At 58.2% G+C, this 24266-nt stretch carries 18 protein-coding genes; 9 read left to right on the top strand and 9 right to left on the bottom strand.

All coding sequences use genetic code 11. The features are described 5' to 3' along the window. Positions 1-48 precede the first annotated feature (48 nt). Positions 49-306 (top strand): KGG domain-containing protein, encoded by a 258-nt coding sequence (locus RVU70_RS21100; RefSeq protein ID WP_363352428.1) that lies wholly within the window; start codon positions 49-51, stop codon positions 304-306. A gap of 373 nt (positions 307-679) precedes the next feature. Then, entirely contained in the window at positions 680-1057 is a 378-nt protein-coding gene (locus tag RVU70_RS21095; RefSeq protein ID WP_363352426.1) for a response regulator, read from the top strand. On the opposite strand, the gene RVU70_RS21090 is transcribed toward RVU70_RS21095, so the two are convergent. The 6 genes from RVU70_RS21090 to RVU70_RS21065 all read right to left on the bottom strand — a co-directional run bounded on the left by RVU70_RS21090 (position 1050) and on the right by RVU70_RS21065 (position 15682). Next, a complete protein-coding gene (locus tag RVU70_RS21090; RefSeq protein WP_363352424.1) occupies positions 1050-2804 on the bottom strand; it encodes an ATP-binding protein in 1755 nt (584 codons plus the stop codon). The two genes, RVU70_RS21095 and RVU70_RS21090, sit on opposite strands and share 8 nt — an antisense overlap. Beyond that, a complete protein-coding gene (locus RVU70_RS21085; RefSeq protein ID WP_363352422.1) occupies positions 2801-4297 on the bottom strand; it encodes an ATPase domain-containing protein in 1497 nt (498 codons plus the stop codon). The genes RVU70_RS21090 and RVU70_RS21085 overlap by 4 nt, the downstream gene beginning before the upstream one ends. 149 nt (positions 4298-4446) lie before the next feature. Beyond that, positions 4447-4827 (bottom strand): response regulator, encoded by a 381-nt coding sequence (locus tag RVU70_RS21080; protein WP_363352420.1) that lies wholly within the window; start codon positions 4825-4827, stop codon positions 4447-4449. 28 nt (positions 4828-4855) lie between these two features. Continuing rightward, positions 4856-6811: a response regulator gene (locus RVU70_RS21075; RefSeq protein ID WP_363352418.1), complete on the bottom strand. Its 1956-nt coding sequence runs from the start codon at positions 6809-6811 to the stop codon at positions 4856-4858. Between the two features lie 101 nt (positions 6812-6912). After that, positions 6913-13497 carry a HAMP domain-containing protein gene (locus RVU70_RS21070; RefSeq protein ID WP_405044898.1) on the bottom strand — a complete coding sequence of 2195 codons (6585 nt, stop codon included), beginning with the start codon at positions 13495-13497 and terminating at the stop codon, positions 6913-6915. A 304-nt stretch (positions 13498-13801) separates the two neighbouring features. After that, positions 13802-15682, bottom strand: a complete 1881-nt coding sequence (locus RVU70_RS21065) for an ATP-binding protein (protein ID WP_363352416.1) — start codon at positions 15680-15682, stop codon at positions 13802-13804. A 168-nt stretch (positions 15683-15850) separates the two neighbouring features. On the opposite strand from RVU70_RS21065, the gene RVU70_RS21060 reads away from it, so the two are divergent. Further along, on the top strand, positions 15851-16603 hold the full coding sequence (locus RVU70_RS21060) for a Crp/Fnr family transcriptional regulator (protein WP_363352414.1): 753 nt from the start codon (positions 15851-15853) through the stop codon (positions 16601-16603). Between the two features lie 243 nt (positions 16604-16846). On the opposite strand, the gene RVU70_RS21055 is transcribed toward RVU70_RS21060, so the two are convergent. From RVU70_RS21055 to RVU70_RS21045, 3 genes are all read right to left on the bottom strand, one after another. After that, positions 16847-17194, bottom strand: coding sequence for a CsbD family protein (locus tag RVU70_RS21055; protein ID WP_363352412.1), 348 nt, complete (start codon positions 17192-17194; stop codon positions 16847-16849). A gap of 70 nt (positions 17195-17264) precedes the next feature. Then, positions 17265-17465, bottom strand: coding sequence for a CsbD family protein (locus RVU70_RS21050; RefSeq protein ID WP_363352410.1), 201 nt, complete (start codon positions 17463-17465; stop codon positions 17265-17267). A gap of 35 nt (positions 17466-17500) precedes the next feature. Then, complete coding sequence (locus tag RVU70_RS21045; RefSeq protein WP_363352408.1) at positions 17501-17920, bottom strand: PRC-barrel domain-containing protein; 420 nt, start codon at positions 17918-17920, stop codon at positions 17501-17503. A 381-nt stretch (positions 17921-18301) separates the two neighbouring features. Here RVU70_RS21045 and RVU70_RS21040 point away from each other — a divergent pair, with 381 nt between their 5' ends. The 6 genes from RVU70_RS21040 (at position 18302) to RVU70_RS21015 (ending at position 24170) form a co-directional block, all read left to right on the top strand. After that, positions 18302-18568: a hypothetical protein gene (locus RVU70_RS21040; protein ID WP_363352406.1), complete on the top strand. Its 267-nt coding sequence runs from the start codon at positions 18302-18304 to the stop codon at positions 18566-18568. Between the two features lie 28 nt (positions 18569-18596). After that, entirely contained in the window at positions 18597-20036 is a 1440-nt protein-coding gene (locus RVU70_RS21035) for an IS701 family transposase (protein ID WP_363352404.1), read from the top strand. A 119-nt stretch (positions 20037-20155) separates the two neighbouring features. Further along, positions 20156-20662, top strand: a complete 507-nt coding sequence (locus tag RVU70_RS21030; protein ID WP_363352402.1) for a hypothetical protein — start codon at positions 20156-20158, stop codon at positions 20660-20662. Positions 20663-20798: 136 nt separating this feature from the next. Further along, positions 20799-21155: a low affinity iron permease family protein gene (locus tag RVU70_RS21025; RefSeq protein WP_363352400.1), complete on the top strand. Its 357-nt coding sequence runs from the start codon at positions 20799-20801 to the stop codon at positions 21153-21155. 211 nt (positions 21156-21366) lie between these two features. Continuing rightward, positions 21367-22158 carry a response regulator gene (locus tag RVU70_RS21020; RefSeq protein ID WP_363352398.1) on the top strand — a complete coding sequence of 264 codons (792 nt, stop codon included), beginning with the start codon at positions 21367-21369 and terminating at the stop codon, positions 22156-22158. 206 nt (positions 22159-22364) lie between these two features. Then, entirely contained in the window at positions 22365-24170 is a 1806-nt protein-coding gene (locus RVU70_RS21015; protein WP_363352396.1) for an ABC transporter ATP-binding protein/permease, read from the top strand. Positions 24171-24266: the final 96 nt, after the last annotated feature.

The raw sequence follows: 24266 nt of genomic DNA, 5'->3' as shown, positions 1-24266 counted from the left end.
TCGGTGGGCTGACCTATTTATCTACGCGCATAAAAGGGAGTAGGCGAGATGGAAGCCAAGAAGTCCAACCGCGGCTTTGCGTCAATGGAGCCCAACAAGCAGCGCGAAATTGCCCGTAAGGGCGGGAGATCCGTTCCAGGCGAGAAGCGGAGCTTTTCTACCGACCGAGACCTTGCAGTGTCCGCCGGCCGCAAGGGCGGGCAAGCGGTTGAACCGAACAAGCGTAGTTTTGCTCAGAATCACGCTCTCGCATCGGCAGCGGGGCGCAAGGGTGGTCATGCCTCCCACAGCCGCGGGGCGCCTTAGCGTGAGCATGATGTGGAGGCTTGGCGTTGGCGACAACGAAGAATGAAGATCCCGTGCCACGAAGCGTCACTCGTCGCCTCGCGGGCGATCTTGTGACGCGCTCCAGACATCCACGTTTTCATATAGCGACCCGACCTCGCGGCGGCGCTGGAGAGACGCCTATTAGAAAAAAAGGCCCGGCCAGAGAGATGGCCGAGCCTGCCAAGTTGGGCTTTTAAAGGGAACGAAAACCCGTCTTTTGCCCATCGCAACCATCAAGGTAGGGCCTGAGTTCCCCAAATCCAACACTGCGACGATGAATAACTCGGTGTGGAGCTGAATGGGCAGACGAAGGCGCTAATATTTCGATAAGCAGGAAGGTCATATGCGTGTATTGGTCATCGAGGACGACGCCATTATCGGCGCTGATCTGGAGCTGTGCGCGGCAGATCTCGGCTTTAAGGAGGTCCTCGCCGCACGTGACGAGGCCGGCGCCGTTGCGGTGGCGGAAAGCTCACATCCAAATCTGATCATTTGCGATCTCAGGCTGGGTCCAGAAGGCTCCGGGGTGCGCGCGGCGAATGCAATCTTGCGACAGGGGCCCGCGGCGATCGTCTTTGTCACCGGTCTTTTGCCCGGCAACGAACTCGTCGTGGACAAAGCGGGGGTGGTTACACTCGGCAAACCCTGCGACGTCATCGGCCTTAAGAGGGCGATCAATCGGGCCGTGACCAGGCCCGCGGGCAGCCGTGTCCAGGTCGAGATCAGCTGACCGTGATGGATTTTGAGCTTTCCCGCCCCCCCCACGCCTCCCTGAGAGCGGTGTTGAGCGTATCCATGTCATAGGGCTTGCGCAAAATCTGCAACCCATCCACTCCATTCGCATGGCGGAGCGCGGCGCTGTAGCCCGTCGCCAGAATGACCGGTATTTCGGGTGTTTTCCGTTTGATGGCGCGCGCCAGTTCGATACCGTTCATGCCGCCCGGCATTACAATATCGGAAAAGACAAGGTCAAAGTTTTGGTCGTTCTCAAGCGCAGCGAGGGCTTCCCGCGCGTTAGCTACCCGACGCGGCGCAAAACCCAGTCCCTCGAGCATCTCCTGGACCAACGCCGCCACTGCGTCATTATCCTCAACCAGCAAGATCCGATGCGGGCCGTCCACCCCTTTCTCCTCGCTACGGCTCAGTTGAGTCTGAGCGTTGTCTTGGGCGACAGCCTCGCCACGGGGCAGATACAGAATGACGCTCGTCCCGTCACCCTCACGGCTGCAGATCTCGGCATGCCCACCCGACTGTTTAGCGAAACCGTAAACCTGGCTCAATCCGAGACCGGTGCCCTTGCCTATCTCCTTCGTCGTGAAGAAGGGTTCAAATACCCGATCGAGAATCTCGGGGGGAATCCCAACGCCCGTATCGCGAACCTCGAGGCGAACAAACTCGCCGGCAAGCGCAAAACGATTTGATCCCTCCAGCGTCGCATTGGTCGCCGCGATCGTCAGCGTTCCGCCATCTGGCATGGCGTCGCGCGCATTGACGGCAAGGTTGAGAATAACGAGGTTGAGCTGTGTCGGATCGGTCAACACGGGCCAGAGGTCTGGAGCCATCTTGATGTCGATGACGATGTCGCCACGCAAAGCGCCTGCGATCAGAATCCGCATGCCTTCCAATAGAGACGGTAGGTCGATCGGTTCCGGAGTTAAAGCCGTGCGCCGCGAAAACGCCAGAAGCTGGCGCGTGAGCGCTTCCCCCCGCGCCGCAGCGTCGCGCATCCCTGACAGAATCCGCGCTCGCTGGGCGGTATCGTTGGTGCGCTCCAGGAGATTGACGCCGCCGCAAACGACCATCAGGAGGTTGTTGAAGTCATGGGCCACGCCGCCGGTAAGCTGACCGATCGCCTCCATCTTTTGGGCGTGGCGCAATGATTGCTCCGCTTCCTGGCGCTGCCTGATCTCGTCCACCAGCTGGCGATTGACTTCTTCGAGCTCCGCCGTTCGTTCCCGCACTCGCCGCTCGAGCGTTTCATTCAACTGCCGAAGCTCCTGCTCCTTTGCGCCCAGACGCGCTTCGTTACGCTCATGTTCAAGTAGGTGGTCGCGTATTTGATACTGGCGGCGCCTGGCCCTGAGCGCGGAGCGCACTGAGCTGACGAGTGTGGCGGAGGAGAACGGGCGCTCCAGCAACACCAGATTGCCATGGTCGACGAGCGCCTGGGAGCCGCGCCCGTGACCTTTGCGGGGCGCCATGGCCACTACGATCGGCGGCTCGGACCAGGGGGGCTGTCGTTCCAGAAACGCTGGAAGACACGCAGCCTCGCGCGGATCGGATAGACTCTCTTCGGCGATGACGGCCACGCCTGCGCCATTAGATAGGTCGTGACAAAGCTCCTGCATGTCGCCGCAGATCTTCGTGATCAGCCCGGCCCTGGCAAGGACCGTGGCGAGGGTCGGCCCATCCCGATGCGAGGGCGCCAGGATCAGAACACGTTCGTCTTGTGGATTACCCGGTCGGATCATGCTCATGAGGCGTCGTGGGGCATGTGCGGTAAGCTGCCGGGCGAACCGATGAATGTCGGCACGCCCGTCAGCACTCCCTGGAAATCCCGTATGGGCGGCCCCACGCTGACGCCTTGTTTCGAATTTAGGCGATATTCACGGATTGCTGTTTCGTGACGGCCGCTGCGGCTTTTCAAAACCGAGACGGCCTTGCGCACCTCGCCTTCCGCCTCGAAATAGCGCATGAGCACAATCGTATCGGCCAGGAAGCTGACATCGAGCGGCGCCTCCGTGCTGCCGACCAAGCCGCGCTGCGCGAGCAGCAAAATTGTGACAATTCCCTTGTTGCCGAGATAGGCCAGGAGCTCGTGCATGTGTAGGAGCAGGGTCTGTTCCTCTGGCATGGAGATCATATAGCTGTTGAGACTGTCGATGATCACCATGCCGACGCCGGCGTTCACCTGCCGTTGCGCCTCGTCGACAAATTCGCCCGGCGAAATCGTCGTCGGGCTGCATCTTGTCCAGATCAGGTGGCCCGATTCGCGCGCGCCATCCAGGTCGAGGCCAAGCCCACGCGCGCGATCGGAAGCGGTACGGTACGCCTCGTCAAAAGCGAAGATCGCGACGCGCTGACCTTTTTTGCTCGCGGCTACGGCGAACTGCAGCGCCATGGAAGATTTGCCGACCCCAGAAGGGCCGATCAGCAGCGTGCTTGTCCCGCGCCGAAGCCCTCCGCCGAGCAGAGCGTCGAGCTCTGCGATCTGGCTGGAGAACGCCCCAGGAGTAAATTTAGTCTCATGTTCGGCGGCGACGAGGCTCGGAAAAACCGTGATCCCGCCCGTACGGATCACAAAATCGTGGTAGCCGCTTCGGTAATTGGCCCCGCGCAGCTTGATGATCGATAGCCGGCGGCGAGTCGCGCCATATTCGAGCCGACGTTGCTCCAGATTGAAAACGCCGTGGACGATGCTGTGCAGCTGGAGACCGGGCTTCAGGTCGGTCAAGTCGTCGAGGGCCAGCACTGTGCTTCGTGATTGCGCGAAGTAGCGCCTGAGCGCGAGCACCTGGCGCCGATAGCTGAGAGCATCCTGTGCAAGGAGACGCAATTCGGTTAACGCATCAATGACCAGCCGATCCGGATTCAGCTCCCGCACCTTTTGAATGATAAGGCTTACAGTTTGGTCGAGCTCCACCTCGGAAGAATAAATCATGCTCTGCTGCTGCTCGGGATCGGCCTCGAGCGGCATCACCTCAAAGATGGTTACGCCGTCAAGAGACCAGCCATGGCTCTGCGCCGTGTTTCTGAGCTCGCGCTCTGTTTCCGACAGGGTGACGTAGAGACACCGCTCCTTTTGCCGTGCGCCTTCGAGCAGGAACTGAAGCGCCAAGGTTGTTTTGCCGGCGCCCGGCATGCCCTCGATGAGATAGATGTGTCTTCGCTTAAGGCCCCCTAGCACGACCGCATCCAGGCCGGGCACTCCGCTCGAGGCGAGCCGACTTAGTTGTAGCTTTGTATTCATAGGCGATCCGTAGTCTCTACCGCATATTTATCTATAGCGTATGGTCGCAGCAAGACCAGCCTCTAGCGGAAACATGCCGCGCCTCACGCCTCCTGTCGGTCTGCGACCCACATGAGAGCGAACGATGACGGACGCTCGCCTCGCCGCCTTCATGGCGCTTCGCTTTGCTGTCCTTTCCCTGATCCGTCAAGGCACCGTTTGCATGCCGCTAACAGATCCGCCGTGCGGAACGGTTTACCCAAAATTTTGGCCCCGTTGAAATCTTCGTTGAGGCTACGCTCCTTATATCCCGAGAGAACCACAAACGGGATATTGCGCGCTTTCAAAGCCGCCGCGACCGGGGCGGAAGATTCACTGCCGAGATTAACGTCCAAAAGCGCCATATCGCATTCAGCCTCCGAAACCAACGCAAGCGCTTCCGCGACAGAATTCGCTGGTCCCACGACCTCGTATCCCGCATCAGTCAGCTGAGCGGAAATCTCGAGCGCTATCAGAAACTCGTCTTCGACGACCAAGACCGGGATGCTCATGTATGGTACCTCCACACATTTCCGCGCGTTAGTCCGCGCTCTCAAGTATCTTCGCGGCGGGACAGACCAGGCGCCAACTGAGGCCTTCGGCCCCAAACGTCAGGTCAACCGCCCCAGCGAAGCTTGACTCCGCCATTGCTTTGATCACCGTCGAGCCAAAGCCGCGCCGCGTCGGCTCCGTGACGGAAGGGCCTTCGCGTTCCTGCCAGGCGAGCGAAAACTTCCGACCGTCCAACAGGCGCCAGGAGATTGCAACCCTTCCTGTGTCAGTCGAAAGCGCGCCATATTTAACGGCGTTCGTCGCCAATTCATGCAAGATCATCCCAACTGTCTGCGCGGCGGCGTTTGACAATCGAACGGAGGGGCCGGCCAGCGCAATTCTCGATCTCAACGCGCCGTCAAAGTGGTCGAGATGGGCGCGAATGAGATCGGACAAGTCCGCGCCGCACCATCGACTCTCAACCAGAAGATCGTGGCTCGCGGCTAAGGCGATGATGCGCTCGAAGAAGCGCGGCACGAAATCGTCCAACCCGCCCAGAACGGTCTGGCGCGCAATGGCCTGGACCACCCCTAGAATGTTTTTGCAGCGATGGTCCACCTCATTCATCAACAGGTTGACCCGTTCCTCGTGCAGCTTGCGGTCGGTAATATCGACGAGAATATTCACTCCGCCGGTGATGTCGCCTTCCGCACTCCGCATGATCGTTGGATAGGCTGCAACCCAACGTCGCGAACCGTCTGGCCGCTCGATGATCAATTCGATTCCCTGCATCGAACGGTTCGATTGAAGCGCCGTCGCAAGAGGGCTCGCTTCCATTGGCATGGGCGCGCCGTTCGTATCAAACAGGCGGCTGCTGACGCACCATCGTGTCACGCCGGTCTCGGGGACGACCCCCGCCAAATCGACGCACGCAGGGTTGTAATCCGTCAGTCGTCCATCTGGGTCGACGCCATAGACGGCGACCGGCAAGCTATCGAGGGTTTCGCGCAAACGACGTTCGCTGCTGCGCACAGATTGTTCGGCGGCCTTCCGGGCGCTGATGTCGAGGGCGGCGAACAGGAGCAATGCAACTTCGCCATGTCCGTTCGCAAGGGGTCGAATCATGACATCCAGCGTCTTTGATTCCTGTTTGGAGTTTTCGAGGATGAGTTCAAAACGAAGCTCCTCGCCGACGGCCGCACGGGCGACAGCCTCCCGAATGACGCCGCTTGCCTCAGGATCAGGCTGAAACCAAACCGTTTCCCAGAGCGTCCTTCCAACCATATCGTTGAACGCCACGCCAGCGAACTCAAGCGCGCCTCGATTGGCTTCAAGAAGACGTCCATCCGGCTGCAACAGAATCAAATATTCGAGCGACCCGTCATGGATCGCCTGTAGCCGCTGGAGCGAATTATTCAAAGCCGCCGTCTGCTCCTGGACGCGCTGCTCCAACGTGTCATTGAGCTCGCGCAGCTGCCCTTCCGCCTGCGTTCGTCGGGCAATTTCCGCGACAAGCGTGCGATTGGCGATCTCAAGACGCCGCTGCTTTCGATAAAGTTCGACGAAGACGCGCACCTTCGACCGCAGAATCGCCGGCTGAATGGGTTTAAGGAGATAATCTACAGCGCCAGATCCGTAGCCTTCGATGACGTGTTGATCCTCGTTATAATAGGCTGTCAAAAAGATGATTGGCACGTCGGCCGATTTTCGACGCTCCTTCACCAACCGCGCCAACTCAAACCCGTTCACCCCCGGCATTCGTATGTCGAGAATGAGAAGCGCAAATTCCTCAGCGAGAAGCGCAAACAGAGCCTGTTCCGCGGACTCCGCCCGAACCAGTCGATAACTGGGATCATCGAGGATGGTCTCCAGGACGAAAAGATTTCTGGGTTCGTCGTCAACGATCAGAATATTGACGGGCGTCGCATCCGTCGCGACGCTCGCATCTTCGATATTGCCGCGGCGCTCCGGGTGCGCCCCGCCAGAACCCGTATCGCGTTCCATTGGCGGCGTCGCTCTCGATATCCTGCTCATCCCAGCGTCCGTGCGCGTCTCGAGTCCTGGCGGCCGTCCCTCAGCCCGGCGATTTGAGTCATCAGAAACCATCACCGAAACAACCAAACCCGCAGAAGCGACAGAAGTTGATCCGTGTCGACAGGTTTGGAGATATAGTCGCTGGCGCCCGCGGCGAGGCATTTCTCGCGGTCGCCTTTCATGGCTTTCGCCGTTAAAGCGAGTATCGGGAGCCGCGCGTATTGCTGATCCTCTCGAATTTGGCGTATGGTTTCATATCCGTCCATGTCGGGCATCATAATGTCCATCAGCACGATATCCAAATCGGGTCGGCTCGCGATTTTCTCGATTGCCATCCGCCCGCTTGTCGCGCTGCTTACCTCCATTCCGCGCTCTTCCAGAAGCGCGGTGAGTGCGAAAATGTTTCGAGCGTCGTCATCGACGATCAGAACCTTCCGATCGCGCAACGCCTCATTCGAGCTCCACAACCGCTGAAGCATGTTTTGCTTCTCTTTGGGGAGAGCCGTTGTGGCGCGGTGGAGAAACAGAGCAGTTTCATCAAGCAGCCGTTCGGGACTCTGCACATCCTTGAGCACCAAGCTTTTCGCCACGGTGTTCAAACGAGCGGTCTCTTCGGTCGACAAGTCCTTGCCTGTGAATACGACCACTGGCAGCGACTTGAAGCGCGGATCATCCCTTTTCTGATCTAGCAGCTCCAGGCCAGACATGTCGGGGAGGCGAAGATCGAGAACCATGCAATCGAAACTTGCCGTCGCCAGAATACTGATCGCTTGCGCGCCTGTTGCGGCGGTCTCAATTTCCACATCATCGTGACTGAGCAACTCGAGCATCGACCGGCGTTCGACGTCATTGTCCTCCACAACAAGCAAGCGCTTGATCTTTCTTGCCGTAAAGTCTCTAACCCGGTCGAACGCGGCGCTCACATTGTCAATAGAGCCCTCCTTCACAAGATAGGCAAAGGCCCCATGAGCGAGCTTTTCTCGACCTTGTTCTTCAATTGTAATAATAACGACGGGGATATGACGCATGGCCAAATCATGCTTGAGATGGTGCAGAACGGTCCAGCCCAGCATGTCCGGCAGGAAGATGTCGAGAGAAACTGCGGAGGGCGAATATTGACGGGCAAGTTGAAGCGCGGCGGCGCCTCTCGTGGCGACGATCCCTTTGAAGCCCTTCTCGCGGACGAGTCCGAGAAGTATCCGCGCGTAGTGAGAGTCGTCCTCGACAATCAGGAAGATGGGACGGTCGGCGCCATCGTCCCGATCATCCTCAATGGGCTCCTCTCGAATAAAGGGCAAGGCGGTCGACCCTGGCGCGCGGCGCGCGTCAAAAGCCAAAGCGGAATGCTCTCCGATTGGCGCAGCCCCATTGCCCGGATAGCGAAGCGGCAAAAACAGCGTGAATATGCTTCCCTGGCCAGGCACGCTCTCCAATTTGATCTCGCCCTTCAAGAGAAAAGCGAGCTCGCGGCTGATCGCCAGACCCAGCCCCGTCCCCCCATATTTGCGCGCGGTCCCGGCGTCGGCCTGTTGAAAGGCTTCAAAAATCAGCCTTTGCTTGTCAGGCGCAATGCCGATCCCCGTGTCCTCCACAATAAAGGCGACAACATTTTGCGATTTACTTAGAATTGGATGGTCTGGGCTCCAACCTTCTGTCGCGAGCTCCACGCGCAAGTCGACATGGCCGCGCGTTGTGAACTTGACGGCGTTCGACAGGAGGTTTTTGAGGATTTGCTGAAGCCGTTTGGGATCGCTTTCGATATTTGGGGGCAGATTTTCGGCGAAGTTGACGTGGAATGGCAGCTTTTTCGCTTCGGCCACATGGCCAAAGGTACGGTTAAGGGTCTCCCGCAGTTTCGCAAAGGCAATTTCTTCAATTTCGACCGTGACGGTTCCCGATTCGATTTTTGAGAGGTCGAGGATATCATTAATCAAATTGAGAAGATCGGAGCCCGATGAATTGATGTTGCGGCAGAACTCGACTTGCTTTTCGGACAAGGTCCCGGCAGCGTTTTCGGCCAGCTGTTGGCTGAGAATCAGGATCGAATTCAGGGGCGTGCGCAATTCATGCGACATATTCGCCAGGAATTCCGATTTGTATTTGGATGTCAACGCCAACTCAGCGGCTTTTTCTTCCAGAGCAAAGCGCGCCTGCTCCACCTCGGCATTCTTGCGTTCAACTTCGGCATTTTGCTCAGCAAGCAGCTTTGCTTTCGTCGCCAGCTCCTCATTTGTTTGCTGCAGCTCGCTTTGCCGAGACTGTAGTTGAACCGTGAGCTGCTGAGACTTCTCCAACAAGCCCTCGGTGCGCATGGTCGCTTCGATCGTGTTGAAGACGGCGCCAATGCTGAGCGTCAACTGATCGAGAAACGCCAAATTGACATCGGAAAAACGATTGATCGTCGCGAGCTCGATCACGGCTTTCGTCTCGCCTTCGAAGAGAACCGGAAGCACGATAATGCTAACGCGCGAAGCTTTAACGAGACTAGACGACACGCCCAGGAATTTCGAGGGAACTTCGTAAAGGAGAATTCTCTTTTTTTCGACAGCGCATTGACCCACGAGACCTTCGCCGAGTTCGAGGCTTTCGTAGACTTTGCCGGGGTGCGCGTAGCTTGAGAGGAGCCTGAGCTTTGCCGTGCCATTTGCCCCGTCCAGATGATAAATTGTGCCCTGTTGGGCGCGCACGAGCGGGCTGAGTTCGCTCAACAACGTTTCCCCGACAGTGGTCAGTTCGCGTTGGCCTTGCAGCAGTCCGGTGAAGCGCGCCAGATTTGTCTTCAGCCAGTCCTGTTCCCGATTGCGTTCCGTCGTCTCGCGCAGGTTGGATATCATTGCATTGATATTATCCTTGAGCTCTGCCACTTCGCCGCGGGTTTCCACTTGAATGGAGCGCGTGAGATCCCCCTTCGTGACGGCGGTGGCGACCTCAGCGATCGCGCGAACCTGATTGGTGAGATTGGCGGCCAATAGATTGACATTGCCGGTCAAATCCTTCCAGGTGCCGGCTGCCCCAGGCACATTGGCTTGACCGCCCAGGCGCCCCTCGACGCCCACTTCGCGCGCCACATTCGTGACCTGGTCAGCGAATGTTGCGAGCGTGTCGGTCATATTGTTGATCGTGTCGGCGAGGGCGGCGACCTCGCCTTTGGCTTGCACGGTCAGGCGCCGATTGAGATTGCCGTTGGCGACGGCCGTTACAACCTTCACGATGCCGCGCACCTGGTCGGTCAGGTTGGACGCCATCGAGTTGACATTGTCGGTCAGATCCTTCCAAGTGCCGCCCGCGCCCTTGACCTGCGCCTGTCCACCGAGCTTGCCCTCAGTTCCGACCTCGCGCGCGACCCGGCTCACTTCAAAGGCGAAGGCGTTGAGCTGATCGACCATTGTATTTATCGTATTTTTCAGCTCCAGGATCTCCCCGCGCACATCGACCGTGATTTTGCGGTTGAGGTCCCCTCGCGCGACCGCTGTCGTCACTTCAGCGATGTTGCGCACCTGAGCGGTCAAATTCGAGGCCATGGCGTTGACAGAGTCAGTCAGGTCCTTCCACGTGCCCGCTGCTCCCGGCACCACCGCCTGTGCGCCAAGTCGGCCTTCCGTGCCGACCTCACGCGCGACGCGCGTGACTTCCGCAGCGAAGGAGCGAAGCTGGTCAACCATCGTGTTGATGGTTTCTTTGAGCTGTAAAATCTCGCCACGCACGTCCACGGTGATCTTTTTGGAGAGATCGCCGTCGGCGACGGCGATCGTCACCTCGGCGATATTGCGCACCTGGTCGGTCAGGTTGCTGGCCATGGAATTGACGTTGTCCGTCAGGTCCTTCCAGGTGCCGGCCGCTCCCGGCACCACCGCCTGTCCGCCGAGCTTGCCTTCAGTGCCGACCTCACGGGCGACGCGCGTCACCTCGGAAGCGAAGGCGGAAAGCTGGTCGACCATCGTATTGATAGTCTCTTTCAGCTGCAGGATTTCGCCCTTCACGTCGACCGTGATTTTGCGGTTGAGATCACCCCGAGCGATCGCGGTCGCCACGTCTGCGATGTTGCGCACCTGGCCTGTCAGGTTCGAGGCCATGGAATTGACGTTGTCGGTCAGGTCCTTCCACGTTCCCGCAACACCCGGCACCGCAGCCTGTCCGCCGAGCTTGCCTTCGGTGCCAACCTCGCGCGCGACGCGGCTCACTTCGGCTGCGAAGGACCTCAATTGATCCACCATGGTGTTGATGGCCTCTTTGAGCTGCAAGATCTCGCCGCGAACGTCGACCGTGATTTTCTTCGAGAGGTCGCCATTCGCCACCGCGATTGTGACTTCCGCAATGTTGCGGACCTGCGCCGTGAGATTGCCGGCCATCTGATTGACGTTGTCGGTCAAATCCTTCCATGTGCCGGCGACGCCCGGGACCGCCGCCTGCCCTCCGAGTTTTCCCTCCGTGCCGACTTCGCGCGCGACTCGGCTCACCTCGCCAGCGAAGCCGTTCAACTGGTCGACCATGGTATTGATGGTGTTCTTAAGAGCGAGAATTTCTCCTTTCACCTCCACCGTGATTTTCGAGGAAAGATCCCCTTGCGCGATCGCTGTGGCGACTTCAGCGATATTACGCACCTGATTGGTCAAATTATTGGCCATCGAATTGACGTTATCAGTCAGATCTTTCCAGGTGCCGGCGACGCCTGGCACCTCCGCTTGGCCGCCGAGCTTGCCTTCCGTGCCAACCTCGCGCGCGACCCGACTTACTTCCCCGGCAAAGGAGTTGAGCTGATCGACCATGGTGTTGAGGGTGTTTTTCAGTTCGAGAATCTCTCCCTTCACATCGACTGTGATCTTGCGCGACAAATCGCCATTGGCGACCGCCGTCGCCACGTCCGCGATACTGCGAACCTGGGCCGTTAGGTTCGAGGCCATGGAATTCACAGAGTCGGTGAGATCCTTCCACGTGCCGGCCACGCCTGGAACGCCTGCCTGTCCGCCAAGCTTTCCTTCCGTGCCCACCTCGCGAGCGACGCGCGTCACTTCGGCTGCAAAACCGTTGAGCTGGTCGACCATGGTGTTGATCGTAACCTTGAGCTCGAGTATCTCTCCACGCACGTCCACGGTGATTTTTTTTGAAAGATCGCCGTTCGCGACGGCCGTCGTGACCTCGGCGATGTTGCGCACCTGGCTCGTAAGGTTGGAGGCCATGTAATTAACGTTGTCGGTCAGGTCCTTCCACGTGCCCGCAACCCCGGGGACCGCGGCCTGGCCACCGAGTTTTCCTTCCGTCCCGACCTCCCGAGCGACCCGCGTCACTTCGGATGCAAAGCCGTTCAGCTGATCGACCATGGTGTTGATAGTGTTCTTGAGCGCCAGAATTTCGCCCTTGGCGTCAGCGGTAATCTTACGAGAGAGATCCCCCCGCGCCACGGCCGTCGTCACTTCTGCAATATTGCGAACCTGACCGGTCAGATTCGAGGCCATAAAATTCACCGAATCCGTAAGGTCTTTCCAGGTCCCGGCGACGCCAGGAACCGCCGCCTGTCCGCCAAGCCTACCCTCGGTGCCGACTTCGCGCGCGACACGGGTCACTTCGGATGAAAATGCGTTCAGCTGGTCCACCATCGTGTTGATGGTTTCTTTCAGCTCCAAGATCTCTCCTTTCACATCCACGGTGATCTTGCGTGACAGATCGCCGCGCGCGACCGCCGTCGTTACTTGCGCGATGTTTCTTACCTGCGCCGTCAGATTCGTCGCCATCGCATTGACGGAGTCGGTCAAATCGCTCCACGTCCCTGCTACGCCGGGCACAACCGCCTGTCCGCCGAGCCTTCCATCCGTTCCAACTTCGCGCGCAACGCGTGTCACTTCGGAGGCAAACGAGCGCAGCTGGTCGACCATGGTGTTGATGGCCTCCTTGAGCTGCAAAATCTCACCCCGGACGTCGACGGTGATTTTCTTCGACAGATCGCCATTCGCCACCGCAATCGTCACATCGGCGATATTGCGCACTTGCGCCGTGAGATTTCCCGCCATCTGGTTGACGGATTCCGTTAAATCCTTCCAGACCCCCGAAACGCCCTTAACCTGTGCTTGACCGCCAAGCTTTCCCTCCGTCCCTACTTCGCGTGCGACACGGGTAACTTCGGAAGTGAAAACGGCCAGTTGCTCGATCATGGCGTTGACGAGCTTAGCCGAGCGCAAAAACTCGCCCTTGAGCGGCCGACCGTCAACCTCAAGCTCCATCGACTCGCCAAGATCGCCTTTCGCGACAGCGCCAATTGTGCGCGCGATCTCCGTGGTCGGACGCACGAGATCTTCCAACAACATATTGAAGGCGTCGATTTTTTTGGCCCATCCGCCGATCGCCCCGGGCATCGACATACGCTCCTTAAGCCGGCCTTCCTTGCCGACGGCTTTGCTCAGACGAATCGTCTCGCGCGCGACGTTCTCCTGGAGAGACGCGACTTGGTTGAAAACCTCAGCGACTTTCGCGTGGGGCCCCTGCCAATCCGTTGGCAGCCGTATCGAAAAGTCGCCGTCGCGGAAGGACAGCAAAGCTGATAGAAGCTGCTTCAACTGAGCCTGAGGAAATGGGTCTATCTGAGATACAGGCGCATCAGCTGGTCCGCCCTGGTCTGTTCGCAACGAAACTTTCGCCTCCCGGCGATCCGTTGGTTGAGTCACGAAGCACCTTTCCAAGTGGGGAGTGATCTTGCGCTGTAGTTACGGCTACGCTCACGAGCGCCTCGGCTACGCTCGTAAGCTAATGCGCTGGCGCGACTTAGCAAGACACGCAGCTTCGGAACCTCCGTAGAGTCTGGGCGCGAGCGCCGACACCGACTCGGGGCCTCCGGTTCCGCTCCTCGCGTCTCCAAGGCGCAAAAGACATCCGCCGAAGAACTGGAAAGGTGGGTCTCTGGCATGCGGGCGAAAATACCCTAAGCGACGGAATAGCTGCGATTCCACTGCGCGAGGGCTGCATACGGTCTCAAACAATCGCGTCAGGCGTCTGACCAGCGTTACCTTCCGCCGAGAGCTCGGGAGGCTGGCCCTTACGATCCAGCGCCAACCGAACTGCGTCTGCAAATTGATGCAAGCTGAACGGCTTTGAAAGAACGCCCTCAGCGCGAATGTTCTGACTGAAGAGGTACGTCCTTGAAAAACCTGTGATAAAAATAACACAGAGGGTCTTCCGATCGATGATCGCCTCCTTCGCTAATCGGGATCCATCCATGCCGGGTAAAACAAGATCGGTCACCAGCAATGCAATCTCGGAATGTTCTTCGAGGAGTTTTAGCGCAACATCCGGACTGCCAGCCTCATAGACAATATAGCCAAGCTCTCGTGCTGCAAGGACAAGCAGGCGCCGCGCCGTGACGTCGTCATCGACGATAAGCAGGGCTTCTCCAAACCTTGCGAGCTTAAGGTCGGCCGACGGTGCAAAGGGCTCGCTCACACCTAAAAAGCGAGGGAAAAACATGCTGATGTTCGTCCCCTGGCCGAGCTCCGACTCAAGCAAAATTTCTCCCCTCGATTGCTTCACGAACGAGTGCACCTGGGCGAGGCCGAGACCGGTGCCTTTTGCAGCGGACTTTGTCGTAAAAAAGGGTTCGAGCGCCCTTGCAACGACGTCTGGCGCCATCCCTTTTCCCGTATCGGCAAAAAAAATCTTTACATAGGCCCCGGGCCTAAGGCCGGAGCAGCCGTCGGCTTCTCCCACAACGACGTTCTCGGTCTTGATGACGAGACTTCCGCCACCTGGCATTGCATCGGCCGCATTCACCGCGAGGTTGACGAGCGCATTCTCAAGTTCATGAGGATCCAGGCAGGTATTCCATAGATCGTCCGCGAGCGCGAAATCAACGGTGATCGTCGCGCCAACGATTTGGCGGAAGATCAGCGACATCCCGAGAATCAATTCATTGACGTTTATGACTCTCGGATCCAGCGGTTGCTCGCGCGAGAAAGCGAGAAGCCGGCTTGCGAGTCGCGCCGCTTTGTTGGCGCCTTCTTCGGCGGCGTCGACAAGCATTTCACACTCGCTCGCGGCGCTTCCCAACTTGCGTCGCAGGAGATTCAGACTTGCGACGATGATCGCCAGCATGTTATTGAAATCATGAGCGACGCCGCTGGCAAGATGACCTAACGCGTCGAGCTTTTGAGCCTGTCGCAGGCGAGCTTCGATATCGATATGCTGCCGCGATTGTTCCATCAGTTCGTCGCCGAGTCTTTTGGTCGAGGCTTCGAGCGCGCTTATTCGTCGTTCCGAGGCTAACAGGATATGTAGGCCCGCGCCCGCCACCATGAAAAACAAAAAGCCAAGCGCAATTTCCAGGGGCCAGGACGTTTCAAAATAAGCTTGTTGATTCTTTTGAAAGAGCTGGCGCTCGTCTTGAGCCAACTGGACGAGCAAGTTTACCGCTTCTTGCGGAACCCGCATTTCTCGAAGGGCGCCGCCCAGGACCGCGTCCTCGCGCCCCGCTCGGGCCGCCTTTACGCGGCTTTTGAGCAGCGCGAGCCGCTCATCGATCGCGGCCTGTAGCCGCTCCATGGTTTGTAGGCGTTCCGGATCGCGGGAAACCAAATCGCGCAGGTTCCCGATTTCCTGCTCCATATTGCGTATAACAAGTTCAAATGACGCGAGGGCCCGGTCATCCGCTGTGAAAGGAGAAATGTTTGCGCCCCAGGCCGCGCTCTGAAAATCCGCCCAAAGCTGAGTTATCGCGCTCTCGACAGCAAATGATTGCCGCGCCAGCCGGGCGTTTCGCTCGCTCGTTTCAACATGGACCGCCGCCAGGGCTGCAAAGGCCAGAATACAGACAGCGAACAGTAATAGGCGGCGCCTCGGTTGGGCGCGAGGGACTTGCACGGCGAGAGGCTCCGGTACGCCACGGGGAACCGCCCATCCAATAGGCCGAGCGGGCGCCTGTCTGCTCACTTCTGCACATTTCTGTGCCGTACAGGAACATTTATTTTTGGCGCTTGCGAACTTCCCACCTCAGGAGAGGTTCAATGTCGAGACGCAGCGTTTCTCGCCATGCAAAAAAATCCGAGCGCCAGCGGAGCCATTGAGAACGACCTGCTGGCGGCGCTCCGCCCGGAGGAAGCGTCTTTATTGACGCCCTACCTACAGGAACGGCACGCAGCGCCTCGGCAACGTCTTTATGACCCAGGGGACGAGGTGACGCACGCCTATTTCCCCTGCGGAGCGACGGTTGTTTCCTTTCTCGTCGTGCTTGAGCGTGGCCAGACGGTGGATGTCGGGTTGGTCGGCCGCGAGGGTGCGGTCGGCGGCATTGTCAGCCAGGGTCGACTGCCCGCATATGCGCGCGCGGAAGTGCAGCTACCTGGACGTGTCTTGTGCATCCCGACAAAGGCGCTCGAAGCCGCCAAGGCGCGTTCCCCGGTGATCCAGGGCCTGTTCGCGAGGTATGCCGATTGCCTCCTTGCGGAGCTATTTCAAGGCGTGGCGTGTAACGCGGCGCATACAATAGAGCAACGAACCGCCAAATGGCTGCTTTCAGCCATGGATCGCACGGGTGAGCATGAGTTTCGTCTGACTCAGGACCAGGTTGCCGAGATGTTAGGAATTGGACGCAGTTATTTTACCCGCGTCGTCAAAGCGCTGAAGTCGGAAGGTATTATTGAGACGAAGCGCGGGATGATCTGCGTCAAGGACCCGAGCGCCTTGCAGCAGAAATCCTGCGCTTGCAATGAGGCGTTCCGTCAGCATGTGAAGACGTCGTTGGATGGCCTTTATCCCGTTCCGGCCGAGGACGAGGAATGCTGATGCGATCCGACGCGCGCGAAGTTTTGGAGCCACCGACCGCCCCGCTGATCTTGACCGGCACGCACCGTCGAAGCGCTGCGAAGCCACGCCCGGAGCGAGGCCCGCCCGGCCTCGCGGGCTGGCCCGAGATGAGCGTGCGAGAACCATTCCAACTGGGGCGAAGAGCGCTGGCCAATTAGAGCTCCACGCGCAGTCCACCTCGAGCGGCAGCGAAATAGGCGTCCCCCGCACGAAAAACTTGCGTCAATGTGCTAGCTTCGGAATCCAGTCGTCAATTTCCTTTTGGGCCTGCGCCTTCGAGTAACCATATTTTGCTTGGAGCAGTCCCTCCAATTGCTCGCGCTGGCCGTTGATTTCGGTGAGCTCGTCGTCAGTGAGCTGCCCCCATTTTTGCTTAATGCTGCCTGTTAAACGCTTCCAATTTCCAGCCACAATGTCCCACTTCATGATCTCGCTCTTGGGCGCCGGAGCCTCGACGCTCTCGTGGTAACCCGGCATTCCCACAACGTTAGGCGGCGCCCACTTCGTCTCCTCGGCGTATGCCGAGGTCAAAAATCCAAAAACGACCAGGGGGATGACTCTCGAACGCATGAAAGGACCTCCTTTTTTTTGAGGCGCGCTTACGCGCGAGAAACGCGCGTAAGCGGTGCGACAGACGAGGCTATTTGTGCCTGGCGATCCATTCATCGACTTCCGTTTTCGCCTTATCTTTCGCGTAGCCATATTTTTGTTGAAGAGCTCCTTCGAGCTGTTCCCGCTTACCGCTTACGGCTGCAATATCATCGTCCGTCAGCTTGCCCCAGGTTTCTTTGATTTTTCCGGCGAACTGCTTCCAGTTCCCTTCAATGTAATCCCAATCCATCGTCCATCCTCCATTGCAGATACGCGAAAAGCAAATCAGTCCTTAACGGACCAGATTCCCTTAGCCTTATCCAACATCACGGCCGGCGCCGATTTCAGAGCGTCCTTCGACGCGTCGATCTCTAACCAGCTCTTATTGCCTTTTTCGATGACTCTGATGGCCTCAAACGGCACCGCGACCTCTTTGTCGCCAATTCCGAGAAATCCGCCAACCGAAATTATCGCCGCTTGCGCCTTTCCCCCTCGATCAAGCAGCAAGTCCTCGATCTTTCCGACCTTCTTTTCAGTCGCGTCGTAGACCGACTGCGCGTAAACATTGGACACAAGCAGAGAATCTGCCGGAAGCGCCTTCAAGAAGGCGCGCGAACCACCCGCTTCCCCTTCCGCATGCGCGATCGGCCTCGACAAGGTGAGCGCTGTAGCGGCAAAAGCCACGGGGATGACAAACTCCTTCATGCTTTTCCTCCAAGGCTTAGCAAGCGCTTTAACGCCTCTCCTAAAAAAATGTTCCAACGAACCGGGCGTCTAGAAACTTTTTTGCAATTGCATCCTGATATGCGGTACGATTGCCCTGTTTCCTCGTTCGCCATTCCTTTTGTTTGGCCGCTGCGATCGGCAAATAGTCGAGAAGGCCTGACGCGGAACAAACTGTCAAAAGCCAAGTTGTGAGAGAGAGCGGCGCGCCCCAAGCGCCAGGAATTGGCGTCTCATAGACGTTTCACGGAGACCAGAGTATGGACGAAATCATATACCTTGTAGGTTTGGTGGTTGTCGTCATGGCGATCTTATCGTTTTTCGGCATTCGTTAGAGGTTGAGACCCCTTTCAGGAGAATCCCATGCCCCAAGAAGACATCCGCCCGATGGGCGAGGAAGGTCTGGCGACCGCGCATGAATCACATGCCTATATCGATTGGGGCGCAATCGTCATTGGGTCGATTGTCGCTCTTGCGTCTTCCTTGCTGGCCTCGGCGTTCGGCGCCGCAATCGGACTCTCAATCTCCAATCCATATAATGGTCCCAAACCCCTCTTTCACTACTGGGCCCTAGTCTTACTGAGTCAGAAAGTCGCGGTTTCCCAACGTCACGAATCAATTATGGCTTGAGATTCAACTATCAGCAAGAGAGGCTGGTATGGATCGCCAATCGATCGACGCTTCACTGGCGCGATTTACTGCCTATGTTGAAGGTCTCTCGAGCGTGATCGGGCACGCGGACCGGGCTGGTCCGCTGAGGGATTATTGCCAAGGCCTGATCATGCCCAGCGAGCGCAAGAGCGTTGAGCCGATAGCGGCAATGACGGCGCCGGAGCGAACAGCGGCGCAGCATCAGTCGTTATTGCATTTCGTTGGCCAGTCGCCGTGGTCGGACCGAAGGGTCTTGGCCAAGGTGGGCGAGATGGTCTTGCCGGCGATCGAGAGGCCCGGACCGATCGAAGCATGGATCATTGACGACACCGGCTTTCCAAAGAAGGGAGAGCACTCGGTGGGCGTGGCGCGGCAATATTGTGGGCAACTGGGCAAGCAGGACAATTGCCAGGTCGCAGTATCCCTATCGCTCGCCAATCATCACGCAAGCCTGCCGGTGGGATGGCGTCTTTACCTGCCACAAGAGTGGGCAACCGACGACGAACGTCGTCGCAAGACGGGCGTGCCGGAAGATATCGACTTCGAGACCAAACCCGAGATCGCGCTCAAACTGATCGAAGCGGCCTGCGAGGCCGGGTTGCCTCGCGGTGTGGTGCTGATGGATGCCGGCTACGGCTGCAACACATATTTACGTGCCGGCATCAGTGCGCTCGAGTTGACCTATGTGGCCGGCATCTTGCCGAATACCACGATGTGGATGCCCGGCACAGGACCGCTGCCGCCGAAGAAATGGTCGAGCCATGGCCGACGACCAAAGCTCCTTCGTCGTGACGAGAAGCATAAACCGGTGTCGGCCGAAGAGCTCGCTCTCCGCTTGCCGAAGCGCGCATGGCGAAGCATCGAGTGGCGGGAGGGGACGGCTGACCCTCTGTGCTCGCGCTTTGCTCGCGTGCGGGTTCGCGTCGCGCATCGCGATTACACGCTCACGGAAAGCCGGCCTGAAGAATGGCTGCTGATCGAGTGGCCCGGCGGCGAGAAAAAGCCGACGAAATATTGGCTTTCAACGCTTCCGAAAGACATCTCGTTCCGCAAATTGGTGGACATTACCAAACTGCGCTGGCGTATCGAGCGCGATTATCAGGAGCTCAAGCAAGAGTTGGGACTCGGACACTTCGAAGGGCGAGGTTGGCGGGGCTTCCACCACCATGCAACCCTATGCATCGCGGCTTACGGATTCCTTGTCTCCGAGAGGGAGACGATTCCCCCCTCAGGACCTCGTTCCACCCCTTTGTTCAAGAAACCTGCCGTTCCCGGCAGTCGCCGACCCCGAGGCTCTGCCGCTGAGAACAGAACGCCATGTCCCAAACTCAATCGCGACGATGCGCCGAAGATTGATCGTCGCGGTCGTAACCACTCTGTCTCGATGCCCATGCTGCGCAACGCTGATCGAGCCACAAACGCGGCAAAGAAAGTTATGACGCAGTAAGACTAGGGCTCTGGGTTCTTTGGGTCACGGTCTTGACGTTTCTCGCTGGGGGCTATGCCGCTGGGCGTGTCAGAAGCCCAACATCCGTACCTTCCACAGAGGCGCGTTTTCGAGATGGCATGCATGGACTTGCGGTCTGGGCCTTAGTCGTTATCCTTGGAACGGCGCTGACGTCTGACATGGTAATGACGTCGAAATCGAAAATGGAGCCCACGCGAAATCCCGAGCCGCACATAAGGTTTTCGGAATGGCTGCTTCGAGGCGATGGCGACATCAAAGACACGGGCGCCCAAATCGACGAAAGCACCCCCAGGGTAGTCGACCATATTGTTGCAATGTCGCCCAGCGGCGATTTCAAGGATCGCGACCGCGATTATCTCGTGAACGTTCTCTCGGCACGTACGTCGCTTTCCCCGCCCGATGCAGAGAGGCGAATTGCAGAGGTAGCGGTCGAAATGAAAGCTGACGCCGAAAAGGAGCGAGAACGCGCCGACCGCGCGCGCAAAGTTGGAGTGATCCTCGCCTTTTTCACGGCCTCGACGCTCGCAATTGGCGCCGCGACATGCTGGGCCGCGGCTAAACGGGGAGCGGCACACCAGGATGAATGCAATCACGCCGGTCTGTGAAGGAGGTCGCAGATGCGACTCGGACGCGACATCATTCTCTGGATTCTTGGAGTGCCGATTCCGATCATCATTCTTCTTGAGTTGATGCATCGCTGAAATCGATGCAGCTCATTGGCGGCCAACAAGCGAGAAAGCAATGCTCAGATTTTTCAGCAACCTCGCCACCACATTTTCGCATTGGGCGGGCCATCCCAGCGCATTTTTATCTAGCGCTCTTATCGTCATGGTTTGGGCTGCGTTAGGTCCCGTCTTCAACTACTCGGACACGTGGCAACTTATCATTAACACCGGAACCACAATTGTAACGTTTCTGATGGTTTTCCTGATACAAAGCGCACAGAATAGAGATGCGGCGGCAATTCAAGCGAAACTCGACGAACTCATTCGCGCGAGCCAGGCGCGCAACCGATTTATTGGCATAGAGCGCCTTCCCGAGGATGAACTGCAAAAAATATCAGAGCTGTGTCGAAAGGCTGCGACCAATTTGAATTAGGAACAATCCGAGTATCGCGCCGATCCATTCGCCATTTGTTCCCCATTGAGGGCCCGAAAATGCTGTCTCCCCTGGACACGCGCACGCGCGCGATCGACTGCCTCCTACCGTGCAGCGCGGAAGCGGAGTCCAAAGGTGAGACTGCCCGCGTTCAGACGCGAACTCTTGCATAAAATCTGACACGCACCACTACTTCCGATCAGGACCCACCATGACCGTTTCACAAAACATTGCGCCGCATCTTCCCTATTTGCGGCGGTTTGCTCGCGCCCTCTGCGGTTCTCAGACGAGCGGCGACGCCTATGTCGTGGAAGTGCTCGAATCTCTCATCGCCAATCCAGAGGCGTTTCCCCTCGGCCTTCCGCCGAAGGTCGGTCTCTACAAGCTCTTCATGGCGTGCTGGACGTCGATACGACTTAACACCGAGGAGCGACCAGACCAAGGAGACCCGCCCGCGCTCCGCAATATCAGCATGCTCACCCCGCGCTCGCGCCAGACTTTTCTCCTGCGCACCGTCGAGGGTTTTTCGCGTGCCGACGTCGCCGCGATCCTTTCCGTCAGCGAGGCTGAAGTGGACGCGCTCATGGTCGAAAGCGGTCGCGAAATCGCGCGACATGTGGCCACCGACGTTCTTATCATCGAGGACGAATCGTTGATCGCTCATGACATAGCGTCTATTGCAAGCGACCTAGGGCATTCGGTGGCCGGAATCGCGCGCACTCATTATGAGGCAGTCGATATTGCAAAGAAAAAGCGCCCCGGCCTTGTTCTCGCGGATATTCAACTTGCGGATGGAAGTTCGGGCCTCAACGCAGTCAATGAAATCCTCCAGGAATTTGATGTTCCGCTCATTTTCATCACCGCCTTTCCTGAACGGCTGTTGACAGGAGACCGGCCGGAGCCAGCCTTCCTTATTTCCAAGCCTTATAAGCTCGATGCGGTCAAGGCAATGATTAGCCAGGCTCTATTTTTTGAGCGGAAAGCAACCCGCGCCGCAAGCTGACTGAATTCTGCGCGGGATGCCGTACGCATACGGAACATGTCCGCTGCTGCCGGGTTTCAGTCTCAACTGGATCTTCTAACGCGCGCGGCAAGTCCGGAGAATTCCTTGTTCTTGGAGGGTTCAACGCGCGAAGTTCCATCGCTTCTCGGCACCCTCGAAGAGGTCGGATCCCGGGGTCCCACGCCGATATTCAACTGGAGGGATATTTGGACGCGGTCGCGCGGAACGCGAGGGACGAAGAAACGCCATCGCGGCTTCGTTGGTTAAGATTCATCAGGGTCGCCTTGCTGTTCTGGACCGGAGAGTCGCGCACGCGTGCGGTCGCACTGACGATTGCAGTTTTCGTTTCCATCGCTCTGCAACTTTCCGGCCAACTGGGGTCGAACGCCTGGAGCCGCTATTTTTTTGATGCGCTGGAAAAGCGCCGCGGCGGCGATATTGAATTCGCGATCTATCTACTCATCGGGCTGGTCATTTTCTCCGCCACAACCACGAGCGCGGCTTTAGTTGCGAAAATGTTGCTTCAGACGCGTTGGCGCGAATGGCTGACGCACAAGCTCGCGGGCTGGTGGCTTGAGGATCAGCGCTATTATCGCCTTGAAATTGAATCTGAAGAACGCACGGCGCCAGAGTTTCGACTCGCCCGAGACGCGCAGCTTGCCATTGATCCGCTCGTGGAATTCGCCATCGGGCTCGTCAGCGCTTGCGTAACCGCGTCAGCTTTTGTGGGAATTCTCTGGTCGGTCGGAGGCGGTCTGGCCGTCACGTTTAGCGGCCAATCGTTGTACATTCCAGGTTATTTGGCTTTCGCATCCGTGGGCTACACCGCAATCCTTGGAACGGCGACGCTTTTCCTGGGCGCCCCGATGGTGCGCTTCGTCGCCGAGAAAAATGAAATGGAAGGGCAGTTTCTCGCCGAACTCACGCGCGTCAAGGAAAACGCCGAGAGTATCGCGCTCATTCGCGGTGACGCCGATGAGTTTCGCGCCGTTATGGTGATTTATGCGAACGTCGTTCAGGCGTGGATCCGCCAGATCACCCGCAACGGGATCGTTGCGAGCGTGCAAAGCGCCAACGGCGCGCTGGCGCCACTGTTGCCCCTCGTCCTTGTCGCGCCCAAATATCTTTCAGGCGAGCTCTCGCTCGGCGCGGTCATGCAGCTGGCGTCGGCGTTCATCAGCGTGCAAATTGCACTGAGCTGGTTCATCGATAATTTTGTGCGCGTCGCCGAGTGGATGGCGTCGGCGCAACGCGTCGCCGAATTGATCGCGTCGCTTGAGGCGCTCGATGTCGGCGCGACCATGACAGATCAGGAATTTATCGAATTTGGACATAGCTCGGACGGGCGAATTCATCTACGCAACCTTGCAGTCGCCCATCGCGATGGTCAGGTCGTCATACTTGACGCCAACCTCGTTATCGAGGCCGGCGAAAAGCTTCTTGTCGGCGGCGCCAGCGGGACCGGCAAAAGCACATTGGTGCGCGCGCTTGCCGGCCTGTGGCCTTGGGGATCGGGCAGCATCCTGCTGCCTCGCGATGCGCGTATCGCCTTCGCGCCGCAACAACCCTACATTCCCCGTGGGAACCTACGACAGGTTTTGCTATATTCCGTCGCCGACGCCGATGTCACGGACGACATGATCCGCGGAGCGATGCTTCGATGTGGACTCGATTACCTGACGAAATATCTGGATGACGAAAGCCGGTGGGACCAGAAGCTTTCAGGGGGCGAGCGCCAGCGAATCGCCTTTGCGCGCATGCTCTTGCAAAGACCAGATATCATCATCATGGATGAGGCGACCTCGGCGCTCGACGAGGGAAGCCAGACATCGCTGCTGCGTCTCTTGAACGAAGACTTGTCTTACGCGACGGTGATTAGCGTCGGCCACCGCCCGGGCATGGAGGATTTCCACGACTCGAAGCTCGTGCTCGAGCGACGTGCCGCAGGGGCGCGCGTCAAACGCCATCGACTAGAGAAATCACTTTGGCACTTGATCGAAACCGGACCATAAAAAAGCCCCTTGGGCGGACGGCGCGAGTCGACCGGGCAGCGGCCTCTCGTCGCTCCTGCTTGGCCGAGTTCGCCACCTTGCGCAAGAAGCAGTTTC

The sequence above is a fragment of the Methylocystis echinoides genome (assembly GCF_040687965.1).
GTDB classification, from domain to species: Bacteria; Pseudomonadota; Alphaproteobacteria; order Rhizobiales; family Beijerinckiaceae; genus Methylocystis; species Methylocystis echinoides_A.
Note: the sequence above shows the minus strand (reverse complement) of the source record. Positions and strands in the feature narration are given on the sequence as shown.